Origin of the sequence: Rheinheimera hassiensis, assembly GCF_022436675.1 — a bacterium.
In the GTDB taxonomy this organism is placed as follows: Bacteria; Pseudomonadota; Gammaproteobacteria; order Enterobacterales; family Alteromonadaceae; genus Alishewanella; species Alishewanella hassiensis.
On the sequence record NZ_JAKUJZ010000002.1, the window covers coordinates 86,990 to 110,992 of the forward strand.

Consider the following 24,003-nt stretch of genomic DNA (forward strand, 5'->3'; position numbering starts at 1 on the left):
CGGTAACGAGATTAACTCTTGCCGCACTATCGCTTAGTATCCGCTGTAACTAATTATCTGCTCATTATTCAAATTACAAAATGGCAGCTAAGCGGGACACTCCCGTATAACAGATTATTCAACAGGTTGTTTATGAGTAAGTCGAGTAAATATATCTCCCGTCAGTCTGACGAGCAGGGTATTATTGCCTGGTCAGATGAAGAAAACCAAATTTGGCATGAACTGATCACCCGCCAGCTTAGCGTGATTAAAGGCAAAGCTTGTGATGAATATATGGCAGGCTTGGACAAGCTGCAGCTACCCACTGACCGCATTCCGCAACTGGACGAAGTCAGTAAGGTATTACGTGCCACCACCGGTTGGGAATGTGCAGAAGTACCGGCGTTAATCAGCTTTGACAAATTTTTTGAGTTATTGGCGAATAAGCGTTTTCCGGTAGCGACCTTTATCCGCAGCCGTGAAGAGTTTGATTATCTGCAGGAGCCTGATATCTTTCATGAAATTTTCGGCCACTGCGCTATGCTTACCAACCCGGCCTTTGCCGAGTTTACCCACATTTACGGTAAGCTCGGGCTGGCAGCCAACAAGCAAGACCGCGTCTATCTGGCCCGCTTATACTGGTTTACTATTGAATTTGGTTTGTTAACTACACCTGAAGGTTTACGCATATATGGCGGCGGTATTTTATCCTCGCCCGGTGAAACTACCTACGCACTGGAATCTGCTGTGCCTGAGCGTAAACCCTTTGATGCAGTTGATGTTTTGCGTACACCATACCGTATCGATATTATGCAGCCTGTGTACTTTATGATTGAACGTATTGACCAACTGTTTGATATTGCCCATCTGGATATGATGGCTCTGGTTGAACAGGCCAGAGCACTGGGGCTGCATGCGCCAAAATTTCCGCCCAAAGAAAAACAAGCAAGTTAGGATTACAGAATGTCTGAATTAAAAGCAATGCAATGTGAAGCCTGCCGCGCTGATGCGCCTAAAGTATCTGACGCCGAGCTGCCAGAGCTGATGCGGCAGATCCCCGACTGGACGCCGGTAGTACGTGACGGTATTTTACAGTTGGAACGTGAGTTTAAGTTTAAAAACTTTAAGCTGGCCTGGGCGTTTCATAATAAAGTGGCCGAGCTGGCAGAAGCAGAAGGCCATCATCCTGCACTGTTGCTGGAGTGGGGCAAGTTAACAGTAACCTGGTGGTCGCATTCGATTAAAGGCCTGCACAAGAACGACTTTATTTGTGCAGCTAAAACAGACAGCTTGCTGTCGGCTTAGTAAAGTATTTATCTTTCCCCCGACGAGTGGTGTTATAACACCACTCGTCTCAGTTACCCGCTAAATAGCGCGTTTGTTCACATTTCTTTACAAAACTACTGGTCTCAACTCATCGTTTTACCGTATTATGCTGTTAATTACTTGGTCTTGGGGCACTTTGCGGTATGCGTTTAGAAATTCAATGCCAGAACAGGCTTGGCCTGGCACAGGAAGTATTAAATGTACTGGTAAGTTATCAGCTGGATCTGCGCGGTATTGAAGTGGACCCAAGCTTAAGCCGGATGTACGTGTCATTTCCGACAGTAAACTTTGAAAAATTTCAGGAGTTAATGACTAAGATGCGCCGCATCACCGGCGTGGAAGATGTTAAAACCACTGCTTTTATGCCGTCAGAGCGTGAGCATAATGAACTGTCTACCTTACTTAAGACATTGCCGGATGGCCTGATTGCCGTTGATATTAAAGCCAATGTTACGGTAATTAATGACGCCGCGCTCGAAGCGTTGTCGGTAGAGCATAGTGCTATTGCCGGTCAGTCATTGCAGGGTATGGTGAAAGGCTTTAATTTTCAACGCTGGTTAGAAGGCGATGATGTGCTGGCGCAAACCCGACGCTTAGAAATTCACGGCAAGCGCTTTGTTGCTGATATTTTGCCGGTGATGGTGCCGGATGAAACCGGCCATGAGATTCTGGCCGGTGCGGTGATTAATTTAAAATCTGAAAGCCGGCTCGGCCAGCATATGGTGGCGTTTAAAAAAGGCGATCAGGAAAGCTTTAACACTCTGCAGGCACACAGTAACTTAATGCGTAAAGTGGTACGCGAAGCGAAAAAAATGTCACAGCTGGATGCGCCTATTCTGATTATGGGCGAAACCGGTACTGGTAAAGAGTTACTTGCCCGGGCATGTCACGCTGCCAGCAGCCGCACCGGTAAACCTTTTTTAGCCCTTAGCTGTGCGTCGTTGCCAGACAACGTAGCAGAGTCTGAGCTGTTCGGGTATGGCGCCAATGCGTTTCCCGGTACAGCAGAGGGCAAAAAAGGCATATTTGAACTGGCCAACGGCGGTACGGTATTCTTAGACGAAGTAGGCGAAATGTCGCATCAGTTGCAAACCAAGTTGATCCGCTTTTTGCAGGATGGCAGTTTTCGCCGAGTTGCCGATGAAAACGAAGTAAAAGTCGATGTAAGGGTAATTTGTACCACGCAAAAAGATTTACCCGGCATGGTGCAGGAAGGCAAGTTCCGTGAAGATTTATACTATCGCCTTAATGTGCTGACGCTGGCTTTACCGTCACTGCGCGAACGCAAACAGGATGTGATACCGCTGGCTGAATTCTTTATTGCCCGTTTTGCTGCAAGGCTTGGCCGTAAAGCGCCAAAGTTAACCGACAGCTGTGCCAATTTTCTGCAAAATTATCCGTGGCCGGGTAACGTGCGTCAGCTGGAAAATGCATTGTATCGTGCTATTACTCTGCTTGAAGGCTTTGAACTGGATAAAGATCATTTGCAGTTACCCAGTTACAACAACGATTTTGGTTATTTAGAGCAAGATTTCGACGGTACCCTGGATGAAGCGGTAAAACGCTTTGAAGCGAACTTGTTGCGTAAATTGTTTCCTGCTTATCCCAGCTCGCGTCAGCTGGCAAAAAAACTCGGTTTAAGTCACACGGCAGTCGCCAATAAATTGCGTGACTACGGCATTAATCGCAAGAGTGTAAAAATTTAACTACGCTTTGTGCGTAAAACTATACTGCAAGGGGGCTGCCAGAGCGATTTGGCGGCCCTTTTTGATCGCTTTTTAGAAAAATCGTTATTTTGTATCTACAGCTTTACAAAACAGCGCTTTAACAACGATCAGGCTGTTATTTGTTGCCCCCTTCCTTTTTTTTGCCGCAAGCGCATTATTAGCGCCAACCAAGACGTAGTTAGGACTATAACAATGACAGATAAAATTAATCCGCTGGGAACTGATGGTTTCGAGTTCGTTGAATACACTGCTGCTGATGCCGACGGCATTCAGAAATTAAAAGATTTGTTTTATGCATTGGGCTTTACCGAAGTCGCACAACATCGCTCAAAGCAAGCCTGGTTATATAAGCAAGGCGACATTAACTTTATTGTTAATGCTGAGCCAAACTCGCAGGCAGAAGAATTTGCCCGTAAGCACGGCCCAAGTGTGTGCGCCATGGCATTTCGGGTAAAAGATGCGGCTCATGCATTAAAACATGCCGTGGCTAACGGTGCTAAAGAGTATAAAAACCAGATAGGCCCAATGGAGCTGAATATCCCGGCCGTCTACGGTATTGGCAGCAGCCTGCTGTATTTTGTTGACCGCTATGGTGCCAGCTCTGTGTACGATGTTGACTTTAAATATTATGACAACTGGCAGCTTGAAATGACCAAGCACGGTGTTGGCCTGGAAGTGCTGGATCATTTAACGCATAACGTAATGCGCGGCAATATGAATACCTGGGCCGGCTTCTATGAAAATATCGGTAACTTCCGTGAAATCCGTTATTTTGATATTGAAGGTAAGCTTACTGGCCTGGTATCAAAAGCGATGACAGCGCCATGCGGCAAAATTCGTATTCCTATTAATGAATCCTCTGATGACAAATCACAGATTGAAGAATTTATCCGCGAATACAAAGGCGAGGGTATCCAGCATATTGCGCTGACAACCGAAGACATCTATGAAACTGTGCGCACTTTGCGCAGCCGTGGCATGGATTTTATGCCAACACCGGAAACCTACTACAACAAAGTAAATGACCGTGTAGTGGGCCACGATGAAGACTTAGAGCAACTGCGTGACTTACGTATTTTGATCGACGGCGCGCCAATGAAAGATGGCATTTTGCTGCAAATTTTCACCAAAACCGTGATTGGCCCGGTGTTCTTTGAAATTATCCAGCGTAAAGGCAATGAAGGCTTTGGCGAGGGTAACTTTAAGGCACTATTCGAGTCTATCGAAGAAGATCAAATTCAGCGCGGAGTGTTAAGCAATGCGTAAATGGGCATCGTTTCCGTTAAAGGAAGGTGATGTATCAAGACAGGCGCACGCAGATTTTCCTGAGCAGGCGATATATGAGCGTGAAACCGGCCGCAGCGGCTTTTTTGGCCCGGCCACGCACTTTCATCACCGCCATGCGCCTACCGGCTGGATTGACTGGCAGGGGCCACTGCGGCCACACCTGTTTAACTTTAATGACATAGGTGCCGATAACACTAATTCGCCGTGGGCCGTGCCAAATTTGCTGTTTAATGCGCATTGTAAAATGCGCACCTGGCGGCTGAATGACAACATGAGCAAACTGGTGCGCAACGCCGACGGTGATGAGCTGCTGTTTATCCACGAAGGCAGCGCCGAGCTGTATTGCGATTACGGCCATATGACAGTGCGGGACGGCGATTATATTGTTATTCCGCGCTCTACCATGTGGCGGTTAGAGCCAAAACAGCCGATGTTTATCCTGCTGGTTGAAGCCACTAACGACAGCTATCAGCTGCCAGAAAAAGGTTTGGTAGGTAACCACGCTATTTTCGATCCGGCTATGCTGGATACGCCAAAAATTGATGATGCCTTTAAAGCCCAGTACAGCGAGCAGCAATGGCAGGTAGAAGTAAAACGCCACGGACAGGTATCGGTTATTACTTATCCGTATAACCCGCTGGATGCTATTGGCTGGCATGGCGAATTAGCAGTAATGCGCATTAACTGGCGCGATATCCGCCCGCTGATGAGCCATCGCTATCATTTACCACCGTCGGCGCACACTACCTTTGTCGCCCAACGCTTTGTGGTGTGTACCTTTGTGCCACGGCCGATAGAAAGCGATCCGGGTGCACTAAAAGTACCTTTTTATCACAACAATGACGATTACGATGAAGTGCTGTTTTATCATGCCGGTGATTTTTTCAGCCGCGATAATATCGAAAAAGGCATGGTTACTTTCCACCCGGCCGGTTTTACTCATGGCCCGCACCCGAAAGCTTTTGCGGCGGGGCGTGAGTATAAAAAGAAATTTACCGACGAAGTGGCAGTGATGCTTGATACCCGTGATGCACTGGAAATAGGCACTGCGGCGTTGGCCACGGAAAACCCGGAATACGTTAACAGCTGGAAAGTAAAACCTGAGCAGGCGAAGGAATAATAATGAAGTTAGCAAGTTTAAAAAATGGCAGCCGTGATGGCTTGCTGGTTGTCGTCAGCCGCGATTTAAGCCGCTGTGTAGCCGCGCCGGCAGTAGCCGCTACTATGCAGCAATTGCTGGACAGCTGGGCACAGTTAAGCCCGAAGCTGGAAGAAGTGTATCAGGCGCTGAACAGCGGCAAAGTAGACGGCGAAATGGCGTTTGACGAAGCTCAGTGTGAGTCGCCTTTACCACGTGCATATCAGTGGGCCGATGGCAGCGCTTATGTTAACCACGTAGAGCTGGTGCGCAAAGCGCGTAATGCCGAAATGCCGCCAAGCTTCTGGACCGATCCGTTAATGTATCAGGGCGGTTCAGATGATTTTATCGGCCCGCGCGACAATGTTGAAGTGGTCAGCGAAGACTACGGTATCGACTTTGAAGGCGAAGTAGCAGTAATTACCGACGATGTGGCGATGGCGTGCAGTGCTGATGAAGCGCGCAGCAAAATCCGCTTATTTATGCTGGTCAATGATGTCTCCTTGCGTGGCCTTATTCCGAATGAGTTAGCCAAAGGCTTTGGCTTTTTTCAATCTAAGCCTTCATCTGCGTTCAGCCCAGTAGCCGTAACACCGGACGAGCTTGGGGCTGACTGGCGCGATGGCCGTGTACATCTGCCGTTGCTGTCGACTTACAACGGCAAACTGTTTGGTAAGCCAAATGCTGGTATCGATATGACGTTCGACTTTGGGCAGTTAGTCGCGCATGCAGCGAAAACCCGTAATCTGGGCGCCGGGGCTGTTATCGGCTCTGGTACAGTATCGAATAAGCAGGGCACCGAATATGGTACTGCTGTGGACGAGGGGGGAGTAGGTTACAGCTGTATTGCTGAAATTCGCATGATTGAAACCATTCGGGATGGTAAGCCGGCTACTGCTTTTATGAAGTTTGGCGATACTATTCGTATGGAAATGCTGGATGTGCAGGGCAATAGCATCTTTGGTGCCATTGACCAGCAAGTAGTGCAATATAAAGCCTGAGTTTGACTCAGATTCGGTAGCATCACTGCGTACATTTTTTCCGCGACACGCCGTAAACCCATCCCTGGGGGCTCGACTCAGGCATCCATGCCTTCAACGGTCGCGGAAAAAAGTACATCTGTGCTTCTACCTGGTTCAACTTCAGGGGATAACAATGAAACTCTACGGTTACTGGCGCTCTTCAGCAGCATATCGTGTGCGTATCGCGCTAAACTTAAAACAACTGACGTTTGAAAATCTGCCGGTGCATTTGGTAAAAAATGGCGGCGAGCAACACAGCCCTGACTACAAAACACTAAACCCGGCAGAACTGGTACCTGTGCTGGTAGATGATGATCTTAGTCTTAACCAGTCGCTGGCCATTATAGAATATCTGGACGAAACCTATCCGCAGCCGGTGTTATTACCGAAAGAACCCACAGCACGGGCCAAAGTGCGCGCGCTGGCACTGGATATTGCCTGCGATATGCATCCGCTGAATAACCTGCGCGTATTGCAATACCTTACCGGGCCTTTAGCCTTAACTGAACAGCAAAAGTTAAACTGGATTAGCCATTGGCTTAATACCGGCTTTAGCGCATTAGAACAACGCTTAAAACAAAGTGCCGGGCAGTTTTGCTTTGGCGATGAGGTAACGTTGGCAGATATCTGTTTAGTGCCGCAAGTTTATAATGCCCAACGGTTTGCGTTGGATATGTGCGCTTTTCCTACTGTGATGGCCGTACACCACAATTGCCAGCAACTTGCCGCCTTTGCTCTGGCAGCCCCTGAGCAACAGCCAGATGCACAAATAAGCTAAGGCAAAGTAAAATGTTGCTGCCGTCGTGTAATCACGGCAGCAGCATTTCATCTGTTTTGCTAGACGATTAGCTATATTCGCCTATGCTTATACAAATTTCTGTCTTCCAGATACAAGTCCACATTGCTTAGCTGACAGCAACATGCTGTAGTAGAGCCTGATCAGCGTTAACCGTGCAGCGGCCAATATAGCCGAAGAGGTACAAAATTATGAGTAAACTAATGGCCGCAGTGAATCAGCGGACAAATCTGGTAGGTAACAATCGGCTGGAGTTACTGTTGTTTCGTTTGTATGGCCCCCAGCCGTTTGGCATTAACGTGTTTAAAGTGCGCGAAGTGTTGCAGTGCCCGGAGCTGACAGAAATGCCTGGCTCCAGCCCGCATGTGCGTGGTATTGCGCATTTACGTGGTGTACCGGTGATGGTAATTGATTTAAGCCAGGCTACCGGTGGTAAACGTATTGAAGATTTATCTACTGCTTATGTACTGGTAACCGAATACAACCGCCATACGCAGGGTTTTTTGGTAAGCGGTGTCGACCGCATTGTTAACACAAACTGGGATCAAATCATGCCCCCGCCCAAAGGTGCGGGGGCAGGGCATTACCTGACCGCTGTTACCCAGATTGACGGTAAGCTGGTACAAATTATTGATGTAGAAAAAGTCTTCGCAGAAATAACACCAATCAACGAAGACGTCAGTGAAGATATTAAAGTAAAAGCGACAGAGCGTAACTTTAAAGACTTGATTGTGTTGGTAGCAGATGACTCTGCAGTAGCACGTAATCAGGTAAAGCGCGCGCTTACGTCAATTGGTATTCAGGTTGAGCTGGTTAATGACGGTAAATTGGCGCTGGATTGGTTAACCGCCAAAGCGGCAGAATTAGGCGGCGATATTTCTACAAAAGTGCCGTTACTGATTTCTGATATTGAAATGCCGGAAATGGATGGTTACACGCTGACAGCAGAAATAAAAGCTAACCCGGCACTGCGACAAATGCATGTTGTGTTGCACTCATCGCTTAGCGGTGTATTTAATGAAGCCATGGTGAAAAAAGTAGGCGCAGATCAGTTTATCGCTAAGTTCCACCCTGACGAGCTGGTTTCAGCAGTACAAAAATGGATGCAGGCAGACTAAAGCTGATTCTGGATTGAAAAAGTAGACAGGCAATAAAATGAAAGTATTTTCTCTACCCAAAAGGCCGCTGAACCGCGCTTTAGTTTACGCGGGCTTGTTCGGTATTATATTTCAGCTAACGGCGGCATGTTACGCCTGGTGGCATGATATTGGTTTACAGGCCAGCTGGTTTTTAACCTTATTAGCACCTTTACTGTGTATTGCATCCGGAACGGTTTCTGCGTTGCAATTACAAAAAGAACCAGATTAACCGGCTATTTGCGCGGTTTAAACATACCCTCTACCCGCACATCGCGGATCCCGGTTTCGGTAAAGTAAAAATTTATCTGGCCGGGACCGCGGTTAAAATAATAGGTCTCATCGTTTAGTTGCAGCACAAAGTTTCCCGGTGCATTTACTGCCAGCGGATCAGCAAACAACTTTATAGAGTATTGCTCCAGTTGTAATTCAAAACTGCTAAGTGGCTTGTTAACAAAGTCAGGCACCCAGACATGACTGTTATCCTGCAGAATGACAGCAATAGAATATTTTTGTGGGACAGAGGGCACATTCAAGCTTTGCTTGCCAACAATAAAGCGGTAGGTACCATCCTGACGAAAGTAACTAAAGCCGAAATCGAATGTCTGGCTGCTATTGTCTGTAAGCGTTACCTTGCCCTCGCCACTGATATCAAACTGTGCCTGACTCAATGGTGTGAACATTAACGCTGCGCATAACAGCAGATATTGCAATTTCATGATATTGGCCCCGAATAATACCAGCCCCGTTAGCGGTTTATACCTGCGTCATACTAACCATTAGTTTCAGCTGTTGGCCTGGCTGCAGGTAGTTGCCGGTATTAATATTGTTCCACTTTACAATGTCAGACACTGAAACGCTGAAACGTTGTGCAATTCTTGCCAGAGAGTCGCCTTTGCGCACCTTGTAGGTGACCGTACGGGATATTCCCTTGTCACCTGTTGCAGTGATAGGTTGCCATATCGCTAGCTTTTGGCCTGGCTTAAGTGCAGAGCGCTGCGCTATAGCATTCCACTTTGCCAGTTCAGCCACTGTAACCTTGTGCTCACGGCTAATATCCCACAGGGTATCGGCATCTTTAACAATATACTCCAGCTTAGTGCCGTTATTACCTTTTTGCTGTGCTTTGGCTATCCGGTTTGGCTGGCTCAGGCTGTAATTTTGCTCTTCAGCAGAAGATACCGGTAACAGCAAATGCTGGCCAAGGCGAATGGTATTGCCATCAAGTTTATTTATACGCTGAATAGCACTGATATTAGTGTCATGCTTTTGGGCAATTTTACCAAGAGTATCGCCTTTAGCTACGGTGTAACGTTTCCAGCGTAGCCATTCTTTAGTAGGCGTTTGCGCCAGCTTTTGCCGGAAGGTTTCTACCTGATGTACCGGCAGTACTAAATGGTGCGGACCGTCGGGATCAGTGGCCCATTGGCTGAACCCCGGGTTTAATGCCTGTAGTTCAGCAATACTCAGCTCTGCCATCTCTGCGGCTATGGCCAAATCAATTTGATTGCCCACTTCTACCACATCAATTTTCGGTTCATTGGCAATAAACTTCCAGACAATATCAAATTCATCCGGGCGCTTTAGAATATCTACCAGTGCCAGCAACTTAGGCACATAAGCGGTAGTTTCGGAGGGTAAATCCAACGACCAGAAATCTGTGGGTAAACGCTTTTGCTTATTGCGTTGAATAGCTCTTAAGATCCGGCCTTCACCAGAATTATACGCGGCAATGGCGTTGAGCCAGTCACCTTCGAGTTTATCGTGCAGATACTGCAGATAATCTAACGCCGCCCGGGTGGAGGCCACTACGTCACGACGGCCGTCATACCAGAAGTTTTGTTTTAGACCAAAACGCTTACCGGTAGCAGGCATAAATTGCCACATGCCAGAAGCAGCAGCATGAGAATAGGCAAAAGGATCAAAAGCACTTTCTACAATAGGCAGCAACGCCAGTTCCAATGGCATTTGGCGTTTTTCCAACTCTTGCACGATATGGAATAAAAACGGCTGGGCACGGCTGGCTACTCTGTCCAGATAAGCCTGATGGCTGCTGTAAAAGTTACGTTGCTCCACTATCGGCCGGGTTTGTGGCACATTAAAACTCATTTGCAACTGAATGCGTTGCCATAAATCTTCTAATTCTGTGGCATCAAGTTCAATAATATCGTTGCCTGAGGGTTGGCCTGCACTCCATAAACGATTGGCTATTTGCTCGGCACTGGCGGCGTGCTTATGAAAATCTGCCGGCTTGTTTTGTGGGGCTTTTACTACAGGAGGTATGTTAGTTTTGTCAGTGCTATTTGTACTAACACATCCTGCAAGGATCATGGCTCCAGCCAGGGCAGATAATCTTCTCAGCATTATTTTGTTCCACATGTAAAAAATCGAATGTTACCTGTTCGGTCACTGAATGCAAGTCAGCTTTTAAACTGGTCCTTACTGGCTCTTAACCAGCTAAACAACGCCAAGGCGGTATTTTTTTGCCATTTTTCCTGTAGGTTTTTGTTATTACAGCGTAAAAATGGATTAATTTGTTTCTCTTTTGCTAACACTGCAGGCAGGGTTGGCTTTTTTGCCAAACGTAAATCATGACAACGTTGCGTGTATTCGAGTAGTGCCGCGTTATCTGGTTCCACAGTTAAAGCAAATTTTAAATTAGACAGGGTGTACTCGTGGGTACAGTAAATCTGGGTGCTGTCGGGTAACGCCAGCAACTTCTGCAGCGATTGCCACATTTGTTGCGGGCTACCTTCAAACAGCCTGCCACAACCTGCGCTGAATAAGGTATCACCAGAAAACAAAACCGGTGCTGAATAAAACGCAATATGGCCTAAAGTATGTCCCGGTACAGCAATAACAGCAAAAGTAAGCCCTAACTGAGCAATGACAACCAACTGATTATCGCTCACAGTTTCTGTCAGCAGCGGTATGCGACTAACTTCCATCTCCGGGCCTATTACCCTGACATGCGGAAATTGCTGCTGTATTGCTGCAATCCCGCCGGTGTGATCGGCATGGTGGTGTGTAATCAGTATCGCCACAGGTATTTTTTGCTGTTGTTGTAAAAATCCCAAGACCGGGCCGGCGTCACCGGGGTCAACTACAATGCAACTGGGGTTGTCTTGCTGACATAACACCCAAATATAGTTATCCTCAAACGCTGGCACTGGAGTAATGTGATACATAATGACAACCACCTTAATGAATCCGGCTGTTAACTTAACATGAAACCGGCACTGAGCGAAAAAGACCGTACTTCGCCGTCAGACTGGCAACAGTTTACGCAAGGGCAAGCGCTGGCTGATGCGATATCCCGTCAGTTGCAGCCCTGGTGGCAGCAAATTTTTGGTTACTACATGCTAAAAGTCGGTGATCTTAGCTGCCAGCTGGATACCAGTAACTGCAAAATTCAGCACCATATCGGTGTCGGCCGCTTCTGCCCGCAAGCCATGTTACTGGCTGAAGCAGATGCTTTACCTATTACTGAAAACAGTGTAGACGCTGTGTTGTTAAGCCATTGCCTGGAATATACTGCAGATCCACATCATTTGGTACGCGAAGCACACCGCGTGCTGGTGCCTGATGGTTATTTGTTGCTCAGTGGTATTAATCCATACAGTAGCGTTGGTTTATTAAAGTGGCTGCCAGGGCTGGCGCATAAGTATCCATGGCATGGCCGGTTTTTCAGTGCATCACGTATTAAAGACTGGCTGCATCTTATTGGTTTTGAAGTGTTGTCAGAGCAGCGTTTCTTTTGCTCTGCCATGCTGGCAAAAGAGTATAAGGCAACCCGCTGGCAGCTGTGGAACGAACAATATATGAATTATTTCGGCGCTAGTTATTTGCTGGTCGCCCGTAAACGCGAGCTGCCGCTGACACCTATTAAACCAAAGTGGCAACTCAGCCCGGCTTTTGCGCAGCAGGTTAAAGGCGTTAGTGCCCGACAGCGTTCAGATTAGTTTTGCTGCATATAGCGGTTAACACCCGCTATAGCATCGTCTGCCGCCAGTGTCATAAAATGCAAGCGTGAGTTTTCAGCTTCCGGCGGCGGGCTTATCTCAAAGCCCAGGCTGGCATAACATTGCAGGGCAATATTGTTGTGCCGGTGTACGTACAGCGAAATATTACGGTATTGTTGGTTTAGCGCCTGAATGATCAGCTCACTAATCAACGTTTTAGCCAAACCTTTGCTGCGTTGCTGCGGGTGGATAACCAACCTGGCCAGATGATGGCAGCCAAAACGGTCACAAACCTGGCCAAAGCCCAGTACGGTATTGTTGTCGCTATCAAGTAAGCTGTAACTTTGGGTGCCGGGCCGGCACAACAGTTGAAGAAAACGCAGCTCGGTGCACGGATAATCAAAGTTATCGCCGCCCCAGCTTTGTTGTTGCTCAGCACTACTAAACCAGTGTTGCAGTTGCAGCATTTCACCGACACTGGCCAGTACCAGTTGTGTATTCATTTAGTTCTCTGTCAAAACGCCTAAGCGGCTTTACCACATTAAATCATCAGGAATTTTAAAGTCGGCGTAGGGGTCGTCTTCATCTACCTGTTGTTGTTTCACATTCAGCACAATAATACTGTCGCTCTGGCGCTGCTTAATTTTTTCGGCAACGGCGGCAGGTACCAGATAATACTGCTCGTCTTGCTTAGCAATGGCTAACAGGCCACGGCTGAGCTCATCATGCAGTTTGTTATTAACATACAGCCGCTTGACCAGCTTTCCATCGGTAAAGTTGTAGGCCACTTCGCCCTGAGCTTTAATGGTGTTGTTACTAATAAGCTGTTTAACCTGTGCTGCGATTGCTTTTTGCTGCAGTGCGGCTTGTTTTTGCTGGTTTAAAACACGGTCGCGCTCTATTTGTTGCTGGCGTGCTTGCTCTGCCAGCACACTGGCTTCGTTAACTATTTTCTGGTTCTTGCCAGCCTGAACTTTCTGCTGGTGCTTCTCTTTTTTTACAGCCTTCAGCTTTTTGGCATCTGCCAGGCCAGCTTTTAACAGTTGTTCTTTTAGTGCATTACTCATGGTGTGCCCTGATTGTTCAATGCTTTTAGCGGTTGTTGTAATGCGCTTATAGTAGCGCAAAGGCTGCCAGTTAAGAAATCAAACTAACTCAATTTGCCAGCTTCGGTTATCATATAGCGGTAATTTAAGGTTTAAGAGGTTCACTTTGCCATTTAATGATTTATCGCTTGATCCGCGGCTAATGCGCTCGGTACAGCATCTGGGCTTTGTTAAGCCAACTGAGATACAGCATGAGGCCATTCCTGCTGTGATGGTTGGCCGTGATTTAATCGTGTCATCGCAAACCGGTTCAGGTAAAACGCTGGCTTATTTATTGCCAATGATGCAACGCTTACTGAAAAGTCGACCGTTGTCCAAGCGTGACGCGCGGGCGCTGATACTGGCGCCGACACGTGAATTAGCCAAGCAGGTGTATGCGCAGCTGCGCTTGTTTGTGTCTAATACACCGTTAACGTCAGCGTTGATTGTCGGTGGTGAAAACTTTAACGATCAGGAAAAGCTGCTTAAACGTGAGCCAAACATCATTGTCGCCACGCCGGGCCGTTTTGTTGATCACCTTGAGCATAAATCAGTATTTATTAATGGCCTGGAAATGCTGATCCTCGACGAAGCGGATCGGATGCTGGATTTAGGCTTTATGCCGCAGCTAACGGTGATCAATAAAGCTGCAGATCACCGTTTACGCCAGACTTTGCTGTTTTCTGCCACATTAGATCATGCAGAAGTAGATGAACTGACATTGGCATTGCTGAAAAATCCGTACCGCGTTGCTATTGGTGCATCGCACCAGCAGCATCAGGATATTAGCCAGCGGTTTTTTCTGGCTGATCACCTTACTCATAAAGAAGCTCTGCTACAGCACTTTTTACAGCAGGATGATATTAAGCAACTGATTATTTTTACCGCCACACGCGAAGATGCCGAGCGCTTAGCGCTGCTGTGTGAGCAGCTTGGCCGCAGTGCTGTGGCGTTAAGCGGAAAATTAACGCAAAGCAGCCGTAATGCGGTAATGCAGGCTTTTGCTACCGGCAAGCACCAGGTATTGGTTACTACTGATTTAGCCTCGCGAGGCCTGGATTTATTGCAGGTGTCGCACGTTATCAACTTCGATTTGCCCAAGCACGCAGAAGAGTATGTGCATCGTATTGGCCGTACCGGCCGTGCTGGCGCCAAAGGCCAGGCGATTTCATTGGTTGGGCCAAAAGATATAGCAGCACTGGAGCGCATAGAAGCCTTTTTACGCCAGCCAACCAGCTTTACTGAAGTAGAAGGATTAGCTGCTAAGTTTGACGGTAAGCCCAAAGTCGCAAAGGATGCAGTTAAAGCTGTAGCCGGTAAAAAGGCCGTGCAGGGTAAAGCCAAAGCTAAAACTAAAACTAAAGCGGTTAAGCCGCTGACGAAAAACGCACCGCAGTTTTTTGAAGGTGGAGACGATGGTTTAGCTCCGGTAAGGCGTAAACAAAAATAAATTAACACTGATTATTTTTTCAGCACTATTGCTGCTACACTAAAATTGTTGCTGTTTAGTATGCTGACAACAACAGGGTTATCAGTAACGTGGCTCATGTTGCTGGTACGGTCAGAGCAGAAATATTTTCTGTGCGGCAGGCAAGGTTATTGACCCCTTATATGGCTTACCTGATAATGAGGGCGAAAATATATGCTAGCCAGCTGAGATGGCCGGTTATATTTAAGTCGCCAGCGAGCTGGCAAATTTAGTTAAAGTAAGAGAGTGTTATGTCACAGTTAATTTCCGGTTCAGTTAAGTGGTTCAACGAAGAGAAAGGTTACGGTTTCCTGGAGCGTGATGGTGGTAAGGACGTTTTCGTTCACTTCCGTGCGATCAACGGTACCGGACGTAAAACTTTAGTTGAAGGTCAGAAAGTTACTTTTGAAGTAACTGAAGGCCAAAAAGGCCCACAAGCTGAGAACGTAACTGTTATCGGGTAATTCCGGCCAGGCTTGCATAAAACCGGCTTTTGCCGGTTTTCTGTTATCTGCAAAGCACTAATATTGGCATTTATTAAAACGGCAAGGCCAGTTGCTGTAAAGCCGCAGTTTTAAAGCCTATTTGTAAACCTATTAATCTTACCCCTTGTTGCTGGCGCCGTTGCCAGGCTTCATCCAGTAGTGGTAGCAGTTTATCAAGCTGTAATGGCTGGCCTTGTTTTTCTACGGTAGTCTGGCGAAAGTCACTGAACTTCAGTTTAATACCCACTTTCTGAATCGGCGTCAGCCGTCCTGCAGCGGTGTTGCTGTAGTGATCCAACCGGCGTTGTAACTGCGGCAGCAATTGGCTTAGTGTTTCTACGCACTCGGTATATTGCAGTAAATCATGCTCAAGCGTGCGTTCTACCCCCAGCGATTTTCGCTGCTCGCGGCTGCATACCGGCCGCTCATCAATACCCTGGCTGCGCTTTAACAAGCTATCGGCCAGGCTGCCAAACTGTTTTACCAGCAAAGGTAGCGGGGCGCTGGCAATATCGGCGCAGTAGTTTAAGCCCAACTGACTTAAGCGCTCGGCTGTTTTAGCTCCCACACCTGGCAAGCGTTTAAGCGGCAGTTTTTTAACAAAGCTGCTTACATCATCGGGGGTAATAACGCATAAACCATCGGGCTTATTTTCATCGCTGGCAATTTTTGCCAGAAACTTATTCGGTGCCACACCGGCAGATGCGGTAAGGCCGGTTTCAATAAAAATACTGCGGCGGATATCTTCAGCAATACGGGTGGCACTGCCATGAAACAGCGGGCAATCGCTGACATCCAGATAAGCTTCATCTAATGACAATGGCTCTATGCTGTCGGTATAGCGGGCAAAAATGGCCCGGATTTGCCGGCTGGCGGCACTATATTTTTCCATATTGCCGCTGAGTAAGGTTAAGTGCGGGCATAGCTTTAATGCCTGGCCGGTTGGCATTGCTGAACGCACGCCATAAGCCCGGGCAGGGTAGTTGCAGGTAGATATTACGCCGCGAGCTTGCCTTGAGCCACCAACAGCAATAGGAATATGCTTCAATGCGGGGTTATCGCGCATTTCCACAGCAGCAAAAAAACAATCCATATCTATATGTATAATTTTGCGCATGCAAACACCGGGCTGTTTTTATATACAGTATATTAGGCCGTGTTTTCTATGATGTAAAGCTTGCAACACAGAGTTGTCTGGTCAAATCAGCAGTGCTTTTGGGTTTTAGATGTTTAGATGGCTAAGTTGAGAGTGCATAAAGTCGTTTTTAAAGGTAGAATGGCGGCCAAATTTTACTAAGCCAGTTTTGATTCAGCTGAATTTGATTAAGACTACGCGTGCAAGCCGCGCCAGGAGAGAGCATGTTAAAGCGTGATATGAATATTGCCGATTTTGACCCACAATTATGGCAAGCGATAACCGATGAAAATGACCGTCAGGAAGCCCATATCGAGCTTATCGCGTCAGAAAACTATGCCAGCCCACGCGTATTGCAGGCGCAAGGCTCTCAGCTGACCAATAAATATGCTGAAGGTTACCCACATAAACGCTACTACGGTGGTTGTGAGTATGTCGACGTTGCTGAAGATCTGGCGATTGCCCGCGCTAAAGAACTGTTCGGTGCAGATTACGCTAACGTGCAACCACACTCCGGCTCACAGGCTAACTCTGCGGTATTTCTGGCGCTGTTAAATGCAGGTGACACTATTTTAGGCATGAGCCTGGCTCATGGTGGCCACTTAACTCACGGCGCCCATGTCAGCTCATCCGGTAAACTGTATAAAGCTGTGCAGTACGGTCTGCACCCAGATACCGGCGTAATTGATTATGACCAGGCTGAAGCACTAGCACTTGAGCACAAGCCAAAACTGATTATTGCCGGTTTCTCGGCCTATTCTGGTATTGTTGACTGGCAACGGTTTCGTGATATTGCAGACAAAGTAGGTGCTTACCTGATGGTAGATATGGCCCATGTTGCTGGCTTAGTGGCCGCTGGTTTATATCCGAACCCGGTACCGGTAGCTGATGTGGTGACGACTACCACACATAAAACGTTGGCAGGCCCGCGCGGTGGTTTAATTTTAGCGCGTAAGAACGAAGAAATTGAGAAAAAGCTGAATTCAGCGGTATTCCCCGGTGGCCAGGGCGGCCCGTTAATGCACGTTATTGCTGCAAAAGCGGTAGCCTTTAAAGAGGCACTGCAACCTGAATTTAAAACCTATCAGCAGCAGGTATTGAAAAACGCTGTAGCGATGTGTGATGCCATGCAGCAACGCGGTTACAAAGTGGTTTCTGGTGGTACACAGAACCATTTGTTCCTGATGGATTTAATTGACAAAGATATTACCGGTAAAGAGGCTGATGCCTGGTTAGGCCAAGCACACATTACCGTAAATAAAAACTCAGTGCCAAATGACCCGCGCTCGCCGTTTGTTACCTCTGGTTTGCGCATTGGCACCCCGGCTATTACCCGTCGCGGTTTTAACGAAGCAGAAGCGCGTACTGTAGCAAACTTTATTTGTGACGTGCTGGACAGCCGAGGCGATGCCGGTGTTATTGATAAAGTGCGTGGCCAGGTATCTGAGCTGTGCAGCCGCTTCCCGGTTTATGCGTAAACACTGATTAAGTGCTATGATGGCCGCTATTGCGGCCATTTCTTTATCTGGCCCTTTCTTTTTGGCTTTTGGGCATCTTAGCAGGATTTCTATCATGTACTGTCCGTTTTGTAATGCAGACGATACCAAGGTAATTGACTCACGCCTGGTGGCCGATGGCCATCAGGTGCGCCGGCGGCGTGAATGCCTTGCTTGCCATGAGCGCTTTACTACCTTTGAGTCAGCCGAACTGGTGATGCCGCGCATTATTAAACGCGATGGCTCGCGTGAGCCCTTTAACGAAGATAAGCTGCGCAGCGGCTTGCTGCGGTCTCTGGAAAAGCGGCCGGTATCCACCGAGCAAATTGAACAGCTGATCAATAAAATTAAGTCTCAGTTACGTGCCACCGGCGAGCGGGAAGTGGGTAGTCAGTTGCTGGGCAACCTGATTATGGATGAGCTGGTTAAAGTAGATAAAGTCGCTTATGTGCGCTTTGCTTCTGTATACCGCTCGTTTAAAGATATCCGCGAATTTGGCGAAGAAATTGCCCGCTTAGGGGAAAAAGCCTGATGTTTAGCGCCGCTGATACCACTTTTATGGCCCAGGCCATTCGTCTGGCTGAGCTTGGTCGTTACACCACCAGCCCAAACCCGAATGTCGGCGCAGTGCTGGTACAAAACGGTGTAGTTGTTGGCTCTGGTTATCATAAACAAGCCGGTGGGCCCCATGCCGAAGTGTTTGCTCTGCGTGAAGCCGGCAGTGCAGCCAAAGGCGCCACCTGTTATGTCACGCTTGAGCCATGTAGCCATTATGGCCGCACGCCACCTTGTGCTGAGGCATTGATTGCTGCCGGTGTTGCCCGCGTAGTAGTCGCGATGCAGGACCCGAACCCACAGGTAGCCGGGCGTGGCGTGGCTATGCTGCGCTCTGCCGGTATTCAGGTTGATGTAGGGCTACTCGAAGCACAGGCACGGGCATTAAATCCGGGCTTTTTAAGCCGGATGGAGCGCAAACGCCCCTATGTGCAGCTAAAACTGGCTGCCAGTTTAGACGGGCGCACCGCGCTGGCTAACGGCGACAGTAAATGGTTAACCGGCGCTGCCGCCCGCTCAGATGTGCAGCATTACCGCGCACAAAGCTGTGCTATTTTATCTACCGCTACGACAGTGCTGGCCGACAATGCCCGGTTGAATTTACGTGCTGAACAACTGCTGCAAAGCGTGACAGCACTGGAAAGTGGCGAACTGCGCCAGCCCAAGCGGGTGATTCTGGACCGAAACGGTGTACTCGATCAGCGCCAGGCTATATTTAATGACGGTGGCGAAGTATTACTCTGTGTCAGTAAGGTTGAAAACTCGCGGCAACTGCCCAATATCGCCAGACAAATTCATTGCCCTTTAGATAACAATGCGCAATTTGATTTAGTGGCACTGCTGGAACACCTAGCACTGCGCGAAAATGTCAACACCTTGTGGGTAGAGGCGGGGGCTACATTGGCCGGTACCTTATTACAGTTAAATCTGGTGGATGAGCTGATAGTGTATATAGCACCAAAGCTGCTGGGTAGCACAGCTCAGCCGCTGGCAGTGCTGCCCCAGTTTACTGCTCTGGCGCAGGTGCCTGAATTAAGCTGGACAGACATACGTATGGTTGGGTCGGATATCCGCCTTACGGCCACGCTAAACCCTGCGCCAATCGGATAACGGGATAACCTATGTTTACAGGTATTATTGTAGCTACAGGCAAGCTCAGTGCGATACAGCAGCGAGGTACTGATATCACAATCACTATCGATAGCCAGAGCCTGGACTTTTCTGACGTAAAGCTGGGCGATAGCATTGCCAGTAACGGCGTGTGTTTAACGGTAACCAAACTGGGTAAGCACAGCTTTGATGCTGATGTGTCATCAGAAACACTGGCTCACACCCTGTTTGGCCACTATAAAACCGGGCAGCTGATTAATCTGGAAAAAGCCATGCTACCTACAACGCGCATGGGCGGGCATTTAGTCAGCGGCCATGTCGATGGTGTTAGTAGCGTAACCAAAATTGAGGCCAGCGGCCGCGCCTGGCACATCTGGCTTACGTTGCCCAAAGCACTGGCGCATTATATTGCCGCTAAAGGCTCTGTCACTATTGATGGTGTCAGCCTGACGGTAAATGAGCTGAGCAATGATGCCTTCAGGCTTACCATAGTGCCGCATACGGCAGAGCAAACTACCATTTCCCAGCTTAAAGTAGGTTCTAAGGTACATCTGGAGGTAGATTTAATTGCCCGTTACCTGGAACGTTTACTCAGTAAAGACAATGGCAGCGCCAGTAGCGGTGTCAGTATGGCGCTGTTGGCTCAGCGTGGTTTTTTATAAATAAGGTTTGTTATGCAACTGAATACTCCTGCTGAAATTATTGAAGACATCCGCCAGGGCAAAATGGTGGTGCTGATGGACGATGAAGATCGCGAAAACGAAGGCGATCTGGTGATGGCGGCAGAATATGTTACGCCCGAAGCGATTAATTTTATGGCTACCCATGGCCGCGGTTTAATTTGCTTAACGCTGACGAAAAAGCGCTGTACACAATTAGCTTTACCGTTGATGGTTGATGCGAATAAATCGCCGTTTTCTACTAACTTTACCGTGTCAATTGAAGCAGCAGAAGGCGTTACTACCGGTATTTCAGCAGCAGACCGTGCCCGCACTGTTAAAGCGGCAGTGGCACGCGATGCCAGGCCCACCGATATTGTGCAGCCTGGGCATATTTTTCCGTTGATGGCACAAGATGGCGGTGTGTTGGTGCGCGCCGGTCATACCGAGGCCGGTTGTGATCTTGCCCGTTTAGCCGGGCTTGAACCTGCCGCGGTCATTGTTGAAGTACTAAACGACGATGGCACCATGGCGCGGCGGCCTGATTTAGAGCTGTTTGCGCAAAAGCACGGTATTAAAATTGGTACTATTGCTGATTTAATTGAATACCGCAACTTAAATGAAACCACCATTGAGCAAGTGGCCAGTTGCCAATTACCTACCGAAGTGGGTGAGTTTAAGCTGGTTACCTTTAAAGATACTATTGATAACCAAATTCATTTTGCTTTGGTAAAAGGTGACATCAGCGCCGATGAGCCGACCTTAGTGCGGGTGCATTTGCATGATACCTTCAGTGATTTATTAATGGCCGACCGGGCAGCAAATCGCAGTTTTCCATTGCATACCGCCATGGCACGTATTGCCAAAGATGGTGGCGTGTTGGTGTTACTTGGTAAGCATGAATCTACCGACGAGCTTATCCGCACAGTACAGGCATTTGAAGCCGAAGATAAAGGTGAAAAGCCGCGCAGTGCTCCGTGGAAAGGTACCTCACGTAATGTGGGAGTGGGCTCGCAAATTCTGGCCAGTCTGGGGGTGAAGAAAATGCGCTTACTCAGCCAGCCGAAAAAGTACCATGCGTTGTCTGGTTTTGGCCTGGAAGTAGTGGATTACGTTAGCGAATAACCGTGCTACCGGCTTACAAAGAAAGCGTCAGCCAACATAACAAAGACTATGCCGGTTTAAGCAGTGTTGTGCTATTATGCACGGCTAATTTTCAGCGGTCAGATTTTAAGGGCAACTTATGCAGGTTATTGAAGCAGGGTTTTCTGCCAACGGTAAGAAGTTTGCGTTAGTCGTAGCGCGGTTTAACAGCTTTATTGTTGAGAGCTTATTAAGCGGTGCAACCGACACATTGCAGCGTATTGGCAACGTAGCAGAGCAGGATATCACCGTGATCCGTGTACCGGGCGCCTTTGAATTGCCGCTGGCGGTGCAGCGTGTTGCTGCCAGTAAAAAATATGACGGCATTATTGCCCTGGGTGCAGTTATCCGCGGTGGTACGCCACATTTTGAATATGTATCCGGTGAATGTACTAAAGGTATTGCCCAGGTAATGATGCAACATGACATTCCGGTAGCTTTTGGTGTACTCACGGTAGACAGCATTGAGCAAGCCATTGAGCGCGCAGGAACCAAAGCCGGTAACAAAGGTAGCGAAGCTGCCATGTCTACGCTGGAAATGGTTAACCTGCTGGCCAAGCTGTAACAGGAAGAGACGCACAGATGAAACCTAATGCCCGTCGTCAGTCACGGTCACTTGCAGTACAGGGAATATACAGCTGGCATGTCAGCAAAAACCCTATTGCAGATATTGAGCAACAACTATTATTAGAAACCAACGTTAAACATCTCGATGTTGGCTATTTTCAGGATCTGGTGCGTGGTGTGGTAAAAAACCATGCGGTACTGGATGAAGCATTAAAACCTTATTTAGATCGGCCGTTCGATGAAATTGATTTTGTTGAAAAAGCCATATTGCGGGTGTCAGCTTACGAGCTGAAATACCGTCTTGATGTTCCGTATAAGGTGATTATCAACGAAGCTATTGAGCTGGCCAAAGCGTTCGCCGCCGACGACAGCCATAAGTTCGTTAACGGCATTCTGGATAAAGCCGTACGCGTACTGCGTCCAAGTTAAAAGGAGAGCCGGCATCAGTCGGCTTCTTAGTTTTATGGGTGAATTCGAACTCATTTCCCGCTATTTTGCCAACTGTGGCGCCAAACGCGCTGACAGTGCTATCGGTGTTGGTGATGATGGTGCTGTACTGCAGGTGCGTGATGGCTATGACTTAGTGGTTACCACCGACACTATGGTGGTAGGTACGCACTTTTTTCCTGATGATGAGCCCCGTGCGCTGGGTCACAAACTAGTGACCGTAAATGTCAGTGATTTAGCCGCCATGGGCGCAGAGCCAGCCTGGTTATCGCTGGCGCTGACATTGCCGGCCGTGGATGAGCCCTGGGTGGCAGCCTTTGCCGCTGGCTTACACGAAACCGCTGAATACTACAATTGTCAGTTAATTGGCGGCGACACCACCCGTGGCCCACTTAGCCTGACCATGATAGCCAAAGGCATAGTGCCGCGAGGTAAAGCACTGACTCGCAGCGGCGCCAAAGTAGGCGATTATATTTATGTTACCGGCACTTTAGGTGACGCTGCTCTGGGGCTGAAACTGTGTCAGGGACTGCATGAAGTCAGTAAAAAGCATCAGACCCATATTCTGCAACGTTTTCATTATCCTTCAGCCCGGGTTGCACTTGGCCAGGCGCTGAGGAATATTGCCAGCAGTGCCATGGATTTATCTGATGGTCTGTATAGCGATATTCAGCATATTATGAAACGCTCAGCAGTGGGGGCCAGTATTGATGTTGCCCGTTTGCCACTGTCGCAAGCGGTTAAAGACAGTTGCGATAGCGCCACGGCGATACAACTGGCGTTATCTGGCGGTGAAGACTACGAACTGTTGTTTACCGTACCAGAAGCCCGGCGCGGTTCGCTGGATGTATTGCTGTCACCCTACGGTATTGGCGTTAGCTGTATCGGTCGTGTTACCGGTGCTGCCGGTAAGCTGGAGCTGAAGCAGGGCGAACAACCGTTTAACTACCAGCATAATGGCTTTAAACATTTCTTATGAACGAACTGAAGTTTAACCTCAGAAAGTGGCATCAATTTCTTGCCGTGGGTTTTGGCAGTGGCTTATCGCCGGTAGCGCCGGGTACATTTGGCACGCTGGCAGCGGTGCCATTGGTGGCGCTGTTGCTGTGGGCTGGCAATATTTGGCTGTTAACCTTTGTTGTTATTGGCAGTGTGCTTGGTATCTATATCTGTGGCCAGACAGCGACTGAAATGGAAACTCATGACCATAGCGCTATAGTGTGGGACGAAATTGTTGGCTATGGCATTACCATGCTGTGGGCCCCGCTGCACTGGCAGACGTTTTTACTGGGGTTTGTCTTATTTCGTCTGTTTGATATTGTAAAACCTTGGCCAATAAGCTTGCTGGATCGCCATCTGGGCGGCGGTATTGGCATTATGCTTGATGATATTGCGGCCGGTGTCGCTGCGCTTATTGTGTTGCAATTGTTACTGTCGTTTTTACCACTGGGCTAATGCAAGATAAAAAAGAGAGTGCATC

27 protein-coding genes are annotated in these 24,003 nt (G+C 48.1%); 21 read left to right on the forward strand and 6 right to left on the reverse strand.

What is annotated here, in order from left to right:
* Positions 1-132 precede the first annotated feature (132 nt).
* From phhA to MJX74_RS03295, 9 genes are all read left to right on the forward strand, one after another.
* The gene (phhA, locus tag MJX74_RS03255; RefSeq protein WP_240220862.1) at positions 133-933 is read left to right on the forward strand and encodes a phenylalanine 4-monooxygenase; all 801 of its coding nucleotides are present in this window, start codon (positions 133-135) and stop codon (positions 931-933) included.
* 9 nt (positions 934-942) lie between these two features.
* Complete coding sequence (locus MJX74_RS03260) at positions 943-1,284, forward strand: 4a-hydroxytetrahydrobiopterin dehydratase (RefSeq protein WP_173502169.1); 342 nt, start codon at positions 943-945, stop codon at positions 1,282-1,284.
* Positions 1,285-1,448: 164 nt separating this feature from the next.
* Positions 1,449-3,011 carry a transcriptional regulator TyrR gene (tyrR, locus tag MJX74_RS03265; RefSeq protein WP_240220864.1) on the forward strand — a complete coding sequence of 521 codons (1,563 nt, stop codon included), beginning with the start codon at positions 1,449-1,451 and terminating at the stop codon, positions 3,009-3,011.
* Positions 3,012-3,224: 213 nt separating this feature from the next.
* The gene (gene hppD / locus MJX74_RS03270) at positions 3,225-4,298 is read left to right on the forward strand and encodes a 4-hydroxyphenylpyruvate dioxygenase (protein ID WP_240220866.1); all 1,074 of its coding nucleotides are present in this window, start codon (positions 3,225-3,227) and stop codon (positions 4,296-4,298) included.
* Entirely contained in the window at positions 4,291-5,439 is a 1,149-nt protein-coding gene (locus MJX74_RS03275; protein ID WP_240220868.1) for a homogentisate 1,2-dioxygenase, read from the forward strand. Before hppD ends, MJX74_RS03275 begins: the two co-directional genes overlap by 8 nt.
* A gap of 2 nt (positions 5,440-5,441) precedes the next feature.
* Positions 5,442-6,458, forward strand: coding sequence for a fumarylacetoacetate hydrolase family protein (locus MJX74_RS03280; RefSeq protein WP_240220870.1), 1,017 nt, complete (start codon positions 5,442-5,444; stop codon positions 6,456-6,458).
* A gap of 154 nt (positions 6,459-6,612) precedes the next feature.
* Positions 6,613-7,257 carry a maleylacetoacetate isomerase gene (maiA, locus tag MJX74_RS03285; RefSeq protein WP_240220872.1) on the forward strand — a complete coding sequence of 215 codons (645 nt, stop codon included), beginning with the start codon at positions 6,613-6,615 and terminating at the stop codon, positions 7,255-7,257.
* 209 nt (positions 7,258-7,466) lie between these two features.
* Entirely contained in the window at positions 7,467-8,393 is a 927-nt protein-coding gene (locus MJX74_RS03290) for a chemotaxis protein (protein WP_240220874.1), read from the forward strand.
* A gap of 37 nt (positions 8,394-8,430) precedes the next feature.
* Positions 8,431-8,643: a hypothetical protein gene (locus MJX74_RS03295; RefSeq protein WP_240220876.1), complete on the forward strand. Its 213-nt coding sequence runs from the start codon at positions 8,431-8,433 to the stop codon at positions 8,641-8,643.
* 4 nt (positions 8,644-8,647) lie between these two features.
* Here MJX74_RS03295 and MJX74_RS03300 read toward each other — a convergent pair whose 3' ends face one another.
* Genes MJX74_RS03300 through gloB form a run of 3 tightly spaced genes read right to left on the reverse strand, consistent with a single transcriptional unit; the run spans position 8,648 to position 11,599 of the window.
* Complete coding sequence (locus MJX74_RS03300; RefSeq protein WP_240220878.1) at positions 8,648-9,130, reverse strand: hypothetical protein; 483 nt, start codon at positions 9,128-9,130, stop codon at positions 8,648-8,650.
* A gap of 37 nt (positions 9,131-9,167) precedes the next feature.
* On the reverse strand, positions 9,168-10,775 hold the full coding sequence (locus MJX74_RS03305) for a LysM peptidoglycan-binding domain-containing protein (RefSeq protein ID WP_240220879.1): 1,608 nt from the start codon (positions 10,773-10,775) through the stop codon (positions 9,168-9,170).
* Between the two features lie 56 nt (positions 10,776-10,831).
* Positions 10,832-11,599, reverse strand: a complete 768-nt coding sequence (gene gloB / locus MJX74_RS03310; protein WP_240220880.1) for a hydroxyacylglutathione hydrolase — start codon at positions 11,597-11,599, stop codon at positions 10,832-10,834.
* A 39-nt stretch (positions 11,600-11,638) separates the two neighbouring features.
* Here gloB and MJX74_RS03315 point away from each other — a divergent pair, with 39 nt between their 5' ends.
* Positions 11,639-12,373 (forward strand): class I SAM-dependent methyltransferase, encoded by a 735-nt coding sequence (locus MJX74_RS03315; protein WP_240220881.1) that lies wholly within the window; start codon positions 11,639-11,641, stop codon positions 12,371-12,373.
* Here MJX74_RS03315 and MJX74_RS03320 read toward each other — a convergent pair.
* Positions 12,370-12,876, reverse strand: a complete 507-nt coding sequence (locus MJX74_RS03320) for a GNAT family N-acetyltransferase (protein ID WP_240220882.1) — start codon at positions 12,874-12,876, stop codon at positions 12,370-12,372. The two genes, MJX74_RS03315 and MJX74_RS03320, sit on opposite strands and share 4 nt — an antisense overlap.
* A gap of 30 nt (positions 12,877-12,906) precedes the next feature.
* Complete coding sequence (locus MJX74_RS03325; RefSeq protein ID WP_240220883.1) at positions 12,907-13,440, reverse strand: DUF2058 domain-containing protein; 534 nt, start codon at positions 13,438-13,440, stop codon at positions 12,907-12,909.
* Positions 13,441-13,585: 145 nt separating this feature from the next.
* On the opposite strand from MJX74_RS03325, the gene MJX74_RS03330 reads away from it, so the two are divergent.
* Complete coding sequence (locus tag MJX74_RS03330) at positions 13,586-14,908, forward strand: DEAD/DEAH box helicase (protein ID WP_240220884.1); 1,323 nt, start codon at positions 13,586-13,588, stop codon at positions 14,906-14,908.
* A 269-nt stretch (positions 14,909-15,177) separates the two neighbouring features.
* Complete coding sequence (locus MJX74_RS03335) at positions 15,178-15,390, forward strand: cold-shock protein (protein ID WP_068230058.1); 213 nt, start codon at positions 15,178-15,180, stop codon at positions 15,388-15,390.
* A gap of 73 nt (positions 15,391-15,463) precedes the next feature.
* Here the strand turns inward: MJX74_RS03335 and dinB are convergent, their stop codons facing one another.
* Positions 15,464-16,528: a DNA polymerase IV gene (dinB, locus tag MJX74_RS03340; RefSeq protein ID WP_240220885.1), complete on the reverse strand. Its 1,065-nt coding sequence runs from the start codon at positions 16,526-16,528 to the stop codon at positions 15,464-15,466.
* A gap of 242 nt (positions 16,529-16,770) precedes the next feature.
* On the opposite strand from dinB, the gene glyA reads away from it, so the two are divergent.
* The 9 genes from glyA (at position 16,771) to MJX74_RS03385 (ending at position 23,978) form a co-directional block, all read left to right on the forward strand.
* Positions 16,771-18,024 carry a serine hydroxymethyltransferase gene (gene glyA, locus MJX74_RS03345; RefSeq protein WP_240220886.1) on the forward strand — a complete coding sequence of 418 codons (1,254 nt, stop codon included), beginning with the start codon at positions 16,771-16,773 and terminating at the stop codon, positions 18,022-18,024.
* A gap of 94 nt (positions 18,025-18,118) precedes the next feature.
* Entirely contained in the window at positions 18,119-18,574 is a 456-nt protein-coding gene (gene nrdR / locus MJX74_RS03350) for a transcriptional regulator NrdR (protein WP_068231240.1), read from the forward strand.
* The gene (ribD, locus tag MJX74_RS03355) at positions 18,574-19,707 is read left to right on the forward strand and encodes a bifunctional diaminohydroxyphosphoribosylaminopyrimidine deaminase/5-amino-6-(5-phosphoribosylamino)uracil reductase RibD (RefSeq protein WP_240220888.1); all 1,134 of its coding nucleotides are present in this window, start codon (positions 18,574-18,576) and stop codon (positions 19,705-19,707) included. The genes nrdR and ribD overlap by 1 nt, the downstream gene beginning before the upstream one ends.
* 11 nt (positions 19,708-19,718) lie before the next feature.
* Positions 19,719-20,369 carry a riboflavin synthase gene (locus tag MJX74_RS03360; protein WP_240220890.1) on the forward strand — a complete coding sequence of 217 codons (651 nt, stop codon included), beginning with the start codon at positions 19,719-19,721 and terminating at the stop codon, positions 20,367-20,369.
* Positions 20,370-20,381: 12 nt separating this feature from the next.
* Positions 20,382-21,491, forward strand: coding sequence for a bifunctional 3,4-dihydroxy-2-butanone-4-phosphate synthase/GTP cyclohydrolase II (gene ribBA, locus MJX74_RS03365; protein WP_068230072.1), 1,110 nt, complete (start codon positions 20,382-20,384; stop codon positions 21,489-21,491).
* Positions 21,492-21,609: 118 nt separating this feature from the next.
* Positions 21,610-22,074, forward strand: coding sequence for a 6,7-dimethyl-8-ribityllumazine synthase (gene ribH, locus MJX74_RS03370; protein ID WP_068230076.1), 465 nt, complete (start codon positions 21,610-21,612; stop codon positions 22,072-22,074).
* Positions 22,075-22,091: 17 nt separating this feature from the next.
* Entirely contained in the window at positions 22,092-22,505 is a 414-nt protein-coding gene (gene nusB / locus MJX74_RS03375) for a transcription antitermination factor NusB (RefSeq protein WP_068230079.1), read from the forward strand.
* A 34-nt stretch (positions 22,506-22,539) separates the two neighbouring features.
* Entirely contained in the window at positions 22,540-23,502 is a 963-nt protein-coding gene (gene thiL / locus MJX74_RS03380) for a thiamine-phosphate kinase (protein ID WP_240220892.1), read from the forward strand.
* The gene (locus MJX74_RS03385; protein WP_240220893.1) at positions 23,499-23,978 is read left to right on the forward strand and encodes a phosphatidylglycerophosphatase A family protein; all 480 of its coding nucleotides are present in this window, start codon (positions 23,499-23,501) and stop codon (positions 23,976-23,978) included. Before thiL ends, MJX74_RS03385 begins: the two co-directional genes overlap by 4 nt.
* Positions 23,979-24,003 lie beyond the last annotated feature (25 nt).